The organism is Kribbella sp. (genome assembly GCF_035655035.1).
Classification (GTDB): Bacteria; Actinomycetota; Actinomycetes; order Propionibacteriales; family Kribbellaceae; genus Kribbella.
In genome coordinates this window covers 1-10,805 of record NZ_DASRVN010000386.1, presented here as the reverse complement: position 1 = coordinate 10,805, position 10,805 = coordinate 1, and the positions used below count along the sequence as shown (strand labels likewise).

11 protein-coding genes and 1 riboswitch are annotated in these 10,805 nt (G+C 67.5%); of the genes, 3 read left to right on the top strand and 8 right to left on the bottom strand.

All coding sequences use genetic code 11. The features are described from left to right. On the bottom strand, positions 1 to 502 hold a 502-nt coding region (locus tag VFF46_RS21655), incomplete at its 3' end, for a DUF4038 domain-containing protein (RefSeq protein ID WP_325039000.1). A 46-nt stretch (positions 503 to 548) separates the two neighbouring features. Next, a riboswitch (FMN riboswitch) is annotated at positions 549 to 682 on the top strand. 86 nt (positions 683 to 768) lie between these two features. On the opposite strand from VFF46_RS21655, the gene ribB reads away from it, so the two are divergent. After that, positions 769 to 1,383, top strand: a complete 615-nt coding sequence (ribB, locus tag VFF46_RS21650; protein WP_325038999.1) for a 3,4-dihydroxy-2-butanone-4-phosphate synthase — start codon at positions 769 to 771, stop codon at positions 1,381 to 1,383. On the opposite strand, the gene VFF46_RS21645 is transcribed toward ribB, so the two are convergent. The 7 genes from VFF46_RS21645 to VFF46_RS21615 are packed head-to-tail and all read right to left on the bottom strand — an operon-like array spanning position 1,367 to position 8,170. After that, positions 1,367 to 2,335 (bottom strand): transketolase family protein, encoded by a 969-nt coding sequence (locus tag VFF46_RS21645; RefSeq protein WP_325038998.1) that lies wholly within the window; start codon positions 2,333 to 2,335, stop codon positions 1,367 to 1,369. The two genes, ribB and VFF46_RS21645, sit on opposite strands and share 17 nt — an antisense overlap. Next, entirely contained in the window at positions 2,332 to 3,210 is an 879-nt protein-coding gene (locus VFF46_RS21640; RefSeq protein ID WP_325038997.1) for a transketolase, read from the bottom strand. Before VFF46_RS21640 ends, VFF46_RS21645 begins: the two co-directional genes overlap by 4 nt. Further along, entirely contained in the window at positions 3,207 to 4,202 is a 996-nt protein-coding gene (locus VFF46_RS21635) for a sugar phosphate isomerase/epimerase family protein (RefSeq protein WP_325038996.1), read from the bottom strand. The genes VFF46_RS21640 and VFF46_RS21635 overlap by 4 nt, the downstream gene beginning before the upstream one ends. A 9-nt stretch (positions 4,203 to 4,211) precedes the next feature. Then, on the bottom strand, positions 4,212 to 5,102 hold the full coding sequence (locus VFF46_RS21630) for a carbohydrate ABC transporter permease (RefSeq protein ID WP_325038995.1): 891 nt from the start codon (positions 5,100 to 5,102) through the stop codon (positions 4,212 to 4,214). Beyond that, positions 5,099 to 5,989 (bottom strand): sugar ABC transporter permease, encoded by an 891-nt coding sequence (locus tag VFF46_RS21625; protein ID WP_325038994.1) that lies wholly within the window; start codon positions 5,987 to 5,989, stop codon positions 5,099 to 5,101. Before VFF46_RS21625 ends, VFF46_RS21630 begins: the two co-directional genes overlap by 4 nt. Before the next feature lie 4 nt (positions 5,990 to 5,993). Next, positions 5,994 to 7,280, bottom strand: a complete 1,287-nt coding sequence (locus tag VFF46_RS21620; RefSeq protein WP_325038993.1) for an ABC transporter substrate-binding protein — start codon at positions 7,278 to 7,280, stop codon at positions 5,994 to 5,996. Beyond that, positions 7,277 to 8,170, bottom strand: coding sequence for a nucleoside hydrolase (locus VFF46_RS21615; RefSeq protein ID WP_325038992.1), 894 nt, complete (start codon positions 8,168 to 8,170; stop codon positions 7,277 to 7,279). Before VFF46_RS21615 ends, VFF46_RS21620 begins: the two co-directional genes overlap by 4 nt. A gap of 268 nt (positions 8,171 to 8,438) precedes the next feature. Here VFF46_RS21615 and VFF46_RS21610 point away from each other — a divergent pair, with 268 nt between their 5' ends. Continuing rightward, a complete protein-coding gene (locus VFF46_RS21610; RefSeq protein WP_325038991.1) occupies positions 8,439 to 9,851 on the top strand; it encodes an FGGY family carbohydrate kinase in 1,413 nt (470 codons plus the stop codon). A gap of 306 nt (positions 9,852 to 10,157) precedes the next feature. Further along, on the top strand, positions 10,158 to 10,805 hold a 648-nt coding region (locus tag VFF46_RS21605), incomplete at its 3' end, for a Gfo/Idh/MocA family oxidoreductase (RefSeq protein ID WP_325038990.1).

Here is a 10,805-nt window from a genome sequence, read left to right as displayed (position 1 = left end):
CGTCAGCAGTCCGATTCCGCGGCCCGACCGCCCGCATGTCCGGCTGCACCGTCATCAGCAGCACCGCGTTGAACCCCTTCGCCTGCCGGTCAGCGGCGTACTCACGAACCTGCTCCGGCGTAGCACGCCAAGGCAACGCCCAAGCGGTATCAGCCACCAGCACAGCCGGAGTCCCGTCCGCATGCACCAAACTTCGCCCACCATCCGCCATCCGCCAGAATCCATGCGCGTAGAACGGGTTGGTCTCCTCCGCGGCCGCAGGCCGTACCTCGAACTCATCCGACTCACCACCACCCGCCCACCGCCACCGCCCCGCGACGGGCGCAGCGAAGCGCACCTTTCGCCCGGCGCCGACGGCGCCGCCAGCTCCACCCGCGGCGCGGGATGCCCCGCCGTCGTAGAAGGTTGGGCGCCGAAGGCGGAGCCCGGACTCGTGTTCGAAATCGACCCAGTCCTCGGTGGTGGGGAACTCGATCTCGTGCCAGGTGGGTGAGATGGACATGACACTCCTGGGGGGCTGGTTGCCGTTAAGCTGATCCGAGAAGAACACACGTGCTCTGGGGTCGGTGAAATTCCGAGCCGGCGGTGACAGTCCGCGACCCGTGACTTCGTGAGAAGAAGCGGTTGACCTGGTGGAACTCCGGGACCGACGGTGAAAGTCCGGATGGGAAGACGCACGTGGCAGCTGCACGTCCCCGAATCCGGGGTCGTGGGGCTTGTCGTTGCCCCGGAGTGCTGGTGAAACACACTGCCGAGAGGACAGCGACCGTGAACACCCTCACCAGCCTTGACACCATTCAACGCGCCGTCGCCGAGATCGCGAGCGGCCGGCCCGTCGTGGTCGTCGACGACGAGAACCGTGAGAACGAAGGCGACCTGACCTTCGCCGCGAGCCTCGCCACCCCCGAACTGATGGCCTTGCTCGTCCGCCACACCAGCGGGTACGTCTGCGCACCCACCACCTCCGAGATCCTGGACCGGCTCGAGCTGCCGCTGATGGTCCCGGACAACCAGGACAGCCTGCGGACGGCGTACACGATCTCCGTGGACGCGGCGACCGGTGTCGGTACCGGCATCTCCGCCGCGGACCGGGCGCGGACCGTCCGCGTGCTGGCCGACCCTTCGGCGCAGCCCGTGGACCTGATCCGGCCCGGTCACATCCTGCCGTTGCGTGCCGTGGACGGCGGGGTCCGGCAGCGGCCCGGTCATACCGAGGCCACTGTCGAACTGCTCCGGCTGGCCGGCCTCCCGCCGGTCGGCGTGATCGGCGAGCTCATGAACGACGACGGCACGCTGATGTCCGGGACCGAGCTGCGGACGTTCGCCGACGCTCATGGCTTCGCGATGATCACGATCGCCGACCTGGTCAGCTACCTGTCGTGACCAGCCGGCGGGCGGCGTCGGCGATGCCCGCGGCGGACAGGCCGTACCGGTCCAGCAGATAACCGGCCGACCCGGTGGGCGCGAACTCGGGGATCCCGAGGATCGTCACCCGGGCCGGATACCGCTGTACGACGGTCTCGGCGACCGCGCCGCCGAGACCGCCACCGGTCACCGCCTCCTCGGCGGTCACGATGCCGGCCGTCTCCCGCGCGGCCGCGACCACCGCGTCGGTGTCCAGCGGTTTCACCGTCGGCATCGACAGCACCCGCGCCGAGATCCCTTCCGCGGCGAGCAGTTCGGCGGCGGCCAGTGCCCGCCAGAGAACGGTCCCGTTGCTGATCACGGTGACGTCGGTGCCCTCGCGGACCGTGATCGCCTTGCCGAGATCGAAGGTGTAGTCCTCGGAGTACACCTTCGGCACGCTCATCCGGCTGACCCGGATGAAGACCGGCCCTTCCGACGCGGCTGCCCAGCGGAGCGCGGCCGCGGTCTCGATCGGGTCCGCCGGGACGATGATCCGGATCCCGGCGATGGCCCGCAGCCAGGCGATGTCCTCGATCGAGTGGTGCGTCGGCCCGAGTTCGCCGTACGCGACGCCGGGGCTCATCCCGCAGAGCTTGACGTTGGTGTTCGAGTACGCGACGTCGGCCTTGATCTGCTCCAGCGCGCGGCCGGTGAGGAAGCAGGACGCCGCCGACACGAACGGGATCCGGCCGCCGTTGGCCAGCCCGGACGCGACGCCGACCATGTCCTGTTCGGCGATCCCGACGTTGATCAGCCGGTCCGGGAACGCCTTCCGGAAGCTGTTCAGCTTGCTGGATCCGACCGAGTCGTTGACCACGCCAACGATCCGGTGGTCCGCGTGCGCGAGCTCGGCGAGGGTCTCGACATACGCGTCCCGGCAGTCGTAGCGCGGCTGATCGGCGATCGAACGGGTGTCGAGGACGGTCATTGCAGCTCCTTCAGGGCCTGCTGGTACTCAGCGGCATCGGGGACCCGGTGGTGCCAGGCGACGTTGTTGCTCATGAACGAGATCGGGTGCCCCTTGTGCGTGTGCGCGATCACGAACGTCGGCTTGCCCGGCCGGAACGGGACCGCGGACAGTACGTCGAGCAGCTCGCCGTGGTCGTGCCCGTTCACCTCGACGACCGCGAACCCGAACGCGGCCGCCTTCTCCGGCAGCGGGTCGAGGTCGTTGGTCTCCTTGGTGGTCGCGCCCTGCTGCAGCCGGTTCCGGTCGACGATCACCGTCAGCCGGTCCAGCTGGTACTGCGAGGCCGCCATCATCGCCTCCCAGTTCGAACCCTCCTGCAGCTCGCCGTCCCCGACCAGGACGTACGTACGCCGGAGCGAGACGTCGAGCTTCGCCGACAGCGCGTGCCCGACGGCGACCGGGAGACCGTGCCCGAGCGGACCGGTGTTCGCCTCGACGCCGGCGACCTTGTTCCGGTTCGGGTGGCCGTTCAGCGCGGACAGCGGCTTCAGGAACGTGGCGAGCTCCGCGACCGGCAGGAACCCGAAGGCGGCCAGCGTCGTGTAGAGCGCGCCCGCGACATGGCCCTTGCTCAGGATGAAGCGGTCCCGCTCGGGGTCGTGCACGGTGTCCGGCGAGATGTCGAGCACCGCGCCGTACAGGGTGGCCAGGATGTCGATCGCGGAGAAGTCGCCGCCGATGTGCCCGGCGCCGGCGTGGTGGACGAGTTTGAGGTCCTGGATCCGGATCTGCTGGGCGGCCTCGGCGATGTGCGCGATCTGCTCGGCGCGACTGCTGTGGATCGGCAGCCGCCCGAGCACCGGCAGCGTCGCGTGCTCGACTGTCAGCGTCATACGATCTCCGCCATCGAACTCAGCAGCACCTTCTGGACCAGCTTCTGCGCGGCCAGTGCGTCGTGCGAGGCCTGGGCGGCCGCGAGCGCTTCGTCGTCGAGTACGTCGAGCGCGTGGTGGATCGCCTTCAGGAAGGTGATCGCCTGCTTCGCGGCCTGCACGCTGTCCTCGCGGAACGGGAACTGGTCGAGCTGCCAGACGCCGTCCCAGTTGTTCTTCCGCAGCGTGTGGAAGAACTCGAACGTCTCCACCAGGTGCACCGAGCCGACGATCATGTCGTCGTCCCAGCCGCGTAGGTTGTCGTTCACGTCGATCGCGAACAGCCGGCCGTAGTCGATCGCCAGCTGCGCCGCGTCGGCGGGCGTCTCCAGGCCGTACAACGAGTGGCCGAAGTCGAGCAGGATGCCGAGGTTGGGCAGTCCGATCTTCTCGATCCCGAGCAGGGTCCGGGCGACGTTCGGGAAGATGATCTTCACCCGCGGCTCGCGCGGCTTGTACTCGATCACGAAGTTGATGTCCGGGTGCGCCGACACCAGCTCCTTCAGGCCGTCCAGCGCCAGGTTCCAGATGTCGTGGTAGTTCACCTGGAACGGGTAGTCCCACCCGTCCTGGCCCGGCCACAGCTTCACGTACGAGCAGCCGAGGTCCTTCGCCAACTCGGTTGCCTGGTGCAACAGTTCCGTCGCCTGCTTGCGTTTCGCCGGGTCCGGGTTGGTCAGCGAGCCCTTGACGAAGTCCTTGGTGTAGATCTCCGGGGTGATCGCGATCGCCTTCAGGTTGTTCCGCCGCAGCGCGGACTTCACCTCGTCGAGCGTCCCGTCGTACCCGGCGAACGGCCAGTTCAGGTCGACGACGGACAGGTCGCCGACCGCGCCGGCACGGTCGATCTGTTCGAGCAGCCCGACGGGTTCGCCGTACCCGTCGGTGGCATAGCGGTCCTTGTAGGTGGCGAAGTGCCAGATACCTGCGCCGAAGACCGGCAGATCAGTCATCTTTGGTTCCTAACCCTTGAGCGAGCCGGCGGTGAGTCCGCCGACGATCCAGCGCTGAAGCAGCGTGTAGGCGATCAGAATCGGGACCACGGCAATCAGGATGCCTGCCGCGAGACCGGTGTTGTTGTTGGCGAACTGGCCCTGGAAGTTCAGCAGGCCGACCGGGATGGTCTTGTGCGCGTCGGAATTCAGCAGGATCAGCGCGAACAGGAACTCGTTCCAGGTGGCGACCGCGTCCAGGATCGCCACCGTGACCAGGGCCGGTACCGACAGTGGCAGGATCATCGTGAAGAACACCCGCCAGTCGCCGGCGCCGTCCACCTTCGCGGCCTCGATGATCTCGTCCGGGATCTGCCGGAAGAACGACTGCAGCACGAGCACCTCGAACGGGATGCCGAACGCCAGGTACGGCCCGATCAGCCCGAAGATGCTGTCGGTCAGGCCGGCCGAGCGCATCATGATGAAGACCGGGACGATCGTGATGTAGATCGGGATGGTGAGACCGAGGAACACCGAGAACATCACGGTCCGGCGGAACTTCATCCGGAGCTTCGCCAGCGCGAAGCCGAGCATCGCGGACACCAGCACACCGAGCGGGACCTTGATGATCGCGAGGATCGCGCTGTTGCGGTACGTGGTGGCGAAGTTGCCGATGCCCCAGGCATCCTTGAAGTTGGTCCAGGTCAGGTGGTCGGGCCAGCTCAGCGGGCCGTTGCCGATGAAGTCCGCGAGCGGGCGTACGGCGGTGATCACCAGGAGGGCGAGTGGTGAGATCCAGAAGAGGGCTATTACCGCCAGGACGAGGGTCATCACCAGGCCACGACGGCCCTTGGGCCCGGGGCTGTTGGATTGCGTGGTCTCGAGCGGCAGGTCCACCGGGGCTGGGGCTGTGATGGTCATGATGCCTGCCTGGTCTGGGAGCGGACGTAGGGGATGCCTACCGCGATGGCTACCAGTGTGATCACGACCGCGATCGCGGTGCCGTAACCGGCCTGGTAGTACTGGAAGACGTTGAAGTACATCCAGGTCCCCATCACCTGCGTCGACGTACCGGGGCCGCCGTACGTCATCGCGTAGATCAGGTCGAAGACCTTGAACGAATCGATCAGGGACAGCGCCAGCACGATGTAGTGCGCGGGCCGCAGGCTGGGCATCGTGACGTGCCAGAACTGCTGCCACTTCGTCGCACCGTCGACGGTCGCGGCCTCGTACAGCTCGTTCGGGATGCCCTGCAGGGCGGCCAAGTAGAGCAACATCGGGAAACCGGTCCGCAGCCAGATGGCCGGCACCATCACCGCCCACAGCGCGGTCGAGTCCTGCCCGAGCCACGCCTGCGCCAGGCCGTCCAGCCCGATCGCGCGCAGCGCCGAGTTGATGGCGCCGTACTGCGGGTTGTAGAGCCAGCCCCAGATACTCGCGATCGATACCAGCGGCAGCACGGCCGGCGTGTAGAAGATCAGCCGGAGGATCGGTTTGCCGCGCACCTTCCCGTTCAGCGCGATCGCGAGCAGCAGGCCGATCACGGTCGGGACCGCGATCGTGACCACGGTCCAGATCAGGTTGTTCTTCACCGCGGTGACGACGACCGCGTCCTGCGGCAGCTTGAAGTAGTTGCTCAGGCCAACGAACTTGTACGAGGCGCTCAGCCCGTCCCAGTTGGTCAGGCTGAACCACAACGAGGACAACGCCGGGTACACCAGGAACGCGACGTACACCCCCAAGGCAGGGATGGCGAACAACCAGGGCGACCAACGGCCACCGCGTTTGAGTGCGACTGTGCCGGCCATGCGCTCAGCTCTTCGCCCAGGCGGAGACGATGTCCTGCATCTTCTTCGCCGCCGCGTCGGGTGCCACCGAGCCCTGCAGCAGGTCGCTCTGCACGCTGAAGTACTGATCGGCCTGCTTCTTCGGGAAAGCCTGGTCCTGGATCGTGTAGAACCCGTTGTTGCCGTACTTCGTCGACCACTCCGCCGACAGCGGCAGCGTCTTCGGGTCCGGCTCGGCGCCCTTCACGGTGGAGGCGGTGATGTTCATCGCCTTCTGCGCCTCGGGCTTCACGATGAAGTCGATCAGCGCGGCCGCCTTGGCCGCGTTACCGGTCTTGGCGTTGATCATGTAGCCCTCGACGAAGCCCGAGTGCCGGGCCGGCGTCTTGTCGGTCGGCAGCTCGAAGTTGCCGAACCCGGACGGGCTCTTCTTCGCGCTCAGGATCGCGCCGGCCTCGGTCCACTGCCCGGCGATCGTGTACGCCGTCTTGCCCTGCACGTACCACGGCTCGACATCGGACGGGTCGAGGCCGAGCGCGCCCTGCGGCAACCACTTCTTGTCCTGCCACTTCTTGAACAGCGTGAACGCCTGGACCACCTCGGGCCGGTCCCAGCTCTCGGCGCCGGTCAGCAGCTTGTCGTGCAGGTCCGGTCCGGCGGTGTGCTCCAGCAGGTACTCGAACAGCCGCATGATGTCCCAGCCGTACTTGCCGCCCAGCCCGCACGGCGTGACACCGACAGCCACCAGTTTGTCGTTCACGGCCTCGAGCTCGGCGTACGTCGTGGGCGGGGCGCTCACACCCGCCTTCGCGAACAGCGACTTGTTGTACCAGGCACCGAGCCCCAGCTGGACGAACGGTACGCCGGACTTCACGCCGTCGAAGGTCATCCCGCTGATCGCGGTGGTGCTGAGCTTCGAGTCCCAGCCGAACTTGTCGTAGTACGGCTTCAGGTCGAGGGCCTGCCGCGCCTTCGCGAACGGCGCTCCGATCTGGCCGCCCCAGATCCGCCAGACGTCCGGGCCCTTGCCGCCGAGGAGCTCGGTGCGGAGCTTGTCCGGGTACACCGCGGCACCCGAACCGGGCAGGCTGTCGACGGTGGTCGTGGTCCCGTTCTGCTCGTCGAACTTCTTCACCTGCGCCTTCAGCAGGCCGATCGTCGAGTCGTCCTCGTAGGTGAACAGGCGCAGGTTGTTCGACGCGGAGCCGGTCGCACCGGTACTGGCCGACGTACCACCGCCGGTGCAGGCGGACAGACCGGCGCCGAGCGCGGCGGCGGACGTGAAACCTAGGAATCCTCGGCGGGTGATCATTGGGTGCTCCTTTGGCGGGCGAAACGGCGGATCTTCGCGAACATGTCCTCCAGCAGGAAGCGCACGTCGACCTGCTCGCAGACCTGGATGGGGTTGTCGGTGCCGGGCAGGTACCAGCCGTCGACGCCGAACCGCGGCGCGGGCCGGACCCGCATGTCCCCGCTGCGGGGGTAGAGCATCAGCGCGATCGCGGGCGAGTCGCCGAGCGACCGCGACTCGATCGGTTCACCGTGGCACTTCTCATTCCACTCGACCAACTGGTCGATCAGGTACTTCCCGAGCGGGCCGGCGTCGCCGATCTTCTCCTCGAGCTCGGCATAGCTCACCGAGACCTTCGTGTACACGTCGCTCGGCACCTGCCAGACGGTCATCCCGGAGCCGAACACCACGTTCGCCGCGTGGATGTCGTTGGACAGGTTGAACTCGATCCCCGGGTACGTGGCGTATCCCCGATAGCCGCGGCCGCCGATCCAGATCACGACCACGTCCCGGTGCACGAGCTCCGGGTCGAGCAGGATCGCCGACGCCATGTCGGTGAGCGGGCCGAGGAACGCCACGAACAGCGGGTCGTCCTTCGAGGCGAGCTTCGACTCCTCGATGATCAGCCGGGCGCCGGGAGAGTCCAGCGGGGTCTGCTCGTCCGGAATGCCGGTGGTCGCGCCGTTGGCGACGGTGACCTGGCCGGTCAGGTCCATCAGGTCCAGCAACAGGTCGATCTCCTCGCGAGACTCTTCCATGCTGCGATCCGACCGGCGGGTGCCGAAGTGCGCGGGAATCAGGCCCCGGATGTCGAAGGTCGGCGACAACAGTCCGTGCACGATCGCGAACTGGTCGTCGGCCTCGTTCTTCGCATCGGTGTCGATGATCACCCGCCGTCTACTCGCCTTCACGCTGTTCTCCTCCGGTCGCCGTCCCACATCCGCGCTTTCCCTGCCCGGTCGCCGTCCCACATCCGCGCTCTCCCTATCCGGTCGCGGTCCCACTCCGCGCTCTTCCTGTCCGGTTGCCGTCCCACATCCGCCGCCGAAGGCGGCGTGCTTTTCGCTTTTCTTGTTCTTGATCCTGTGAATAGATATTCAGTAGTGCATAACCTGTCGCCCCGAGTGTCACCACGGCGCTAGAGTCCCGTCAAGACCTCAGTTGAAACTTGGAGAGCCGATGCGCCAGGCGGTACTCGCGATCGACCAGGGCACCACCAACTCCAAAGCCGCCCTGATCACCGCGGACGGGACGATCCTCGCCACGGCCTCGTCCCCCGTCGCCCTCTTCACCCCTCGACCCGGCTGGGTGGAACAGGACGCCGAGGACATCTGGCAGAGCACGCTGACGGCAATCGCGACCTGCCGGAGCACCGCCGCCGGGGGTACGGGTGGTGGAGTTGAGGTCGCGGGGATCGCGCTTTCGACCCAGCGCGAGTCCGTGGTGGGATGGGATCGCTCCGGATATCCCGTCGGCGCAGTACTGGGATGGCAGGACGTTCGTACCAGTAGTTGGTGCGCCCAACTTCCCGCAACAGTTGACGAGCTGGTACGACGGCGTACCGGACTCCGCGTCGATCCCATGTTCTCGGCACCCAAGATGCGATGGTTGCTGGATCGGTCGGACGCATCCGTCGGTACCGTCGACAGCTGGTTGATCCATCGGCTGACTGGTTGCCGGGAGCACCTGACTGATGCAGGGAACGCAGCTCGGACCTTGCTGTACGACCTGACCTCCCTGGACTGGTCCGCAGAGCTGTTGGCGGCGTTCGGGGTGCCCCGAGCGGCGTTGCCCGAAGTACGGCGGTCGGATGCGGGCTTCGGGTCCACCAAGGACGTGCCGGGTCTACCCGACGGGATCCCGATCGTCGCCGTACTCGCGGATTCGCATGCGGCGATGTACGGCCAGGGGTGCACGCGGACCGGGATGGTGAAGGCGACGTACGGGACCGGCTCGTCCGTGATGACGCCGGTCGCGGAGTTCGTACCGGGCGGCTGCACGCTCGCCTGGCTGACCGACCGCCCGGTCTACGCCCTGGAGGGCAACATCGTCTCGTCCGGCGCCGCGCTCGCCTGGACCGCCGACCTGCTCGGGCTACCGGACGTCGGCGCGCTGATGCGGCTGGCGGCGGCCGTCCCGGCGGCCGACGGCGTCGTACTGGTACCGGCCTTCGCCGGCCTCGGCGCGCCGCACTGGGACCGGGAGGCCCGCGCCGCGCTCACCGGGATGAGCAGCTCGACCACCCGCGCCCACATCGCCCGCGCCGCCGTCGACGCGGTCGCGCACCAGATCTGCGACATCACCGACACCATCCCGGGCGGCCTCAGTACGCTCCGCGCCGACGGCGGCGCGACGGCGTCGGACCTGCTCATGCAGACCCAGGCGGATCTCCTCGGCCGTACGGTCGAAGCCGCCGACGTACCGGAGATCTCCGCCCTCGGCACCGCCGAACTGGCCTGGCAAACCCTCGGCACCCCCACCGACTGGGCGTCAAACCGCACGTTCCGCACCTTCCAACCCACCACCAACCGCACCCACCACCGCACCGAATGGACCACCGCCATCACCGCGGTACGAACCTCCCGCCCCTAAACCACCCCCACCCACGACCGAGCCCCAGCACCACCTCGACCCCACCCGCAGCGAACAACCCCCCTCCGCCCACTCGGAGCAACGGGTCGACCCCCGGTCCGCCGAGTCGTGGCGGATGGCTTGGGTGGGGTTCGGCGAGTCGTGGGGATCGGCTGGGTGATCACAGCCTGTTCTCACGACTCGGCGGGGGTGGGGGGTGGAGATCGCTTTCCGTAGCGGGTTGACTGGGGGGTGGGGGGCATTTATGGTTGCGTTCGCGGGGCTTGGAAAGCCCTTTCCAGAGTGGGCGGCGTGGGAGGCAGGACTGTGAACGAGCGACGCATCGGCATTGTGATGAACGGCGTCACCGGGCGGATGGGCCTGCGCCAGCACCTCGAGCGTTCGATCGTGGCGATCCGCGAGCAGGGCGGACTGCCCGCCGCCGACGGCACGATGATCATCCCCGAGCCGATCCTGGTCGGCCGGAACGAGCTGAAGCTGCGGCAGATCGCCGAGCAGCACGGGCTGGAACGCTGGACCACCGACCTCGCCGAGGCGCTGGCAGAGCCGGACGTCGAGATCTACTTCGACTCCCAGCTCACCCAGCTGCGCGAGAAGGGTGTCCGCGCCGCGGTCGAGGCCGGCAAGGCGATCTACTGCGAGAAGCCGATCGCCGAGAGCCTGGACGCGGCCGTCGACCTGGCCAAGCTGGTCGTCGGGTCCGGGCTGAAGAACGGCGTCGTGATGGACAAGCTGTCGCTGCCCGGCCTGCGGAAGCTGAAGCGGCTGGTCGACGGAGGGTTCTTCGGCAAGATCCTGTCGGTACGCGGCGAATTCGGGTACTGGGTCTTCGAGGGCGACTGGCAGGAGGCGCAGCGGCCGTCCTGGAACTACAAGTCCGAAGAGGGCGGCGGCATCATCCTGGACATGTTCTGCCACTGGCGGTACGTGCTCGACCAGACGTTCGGCGCGGTC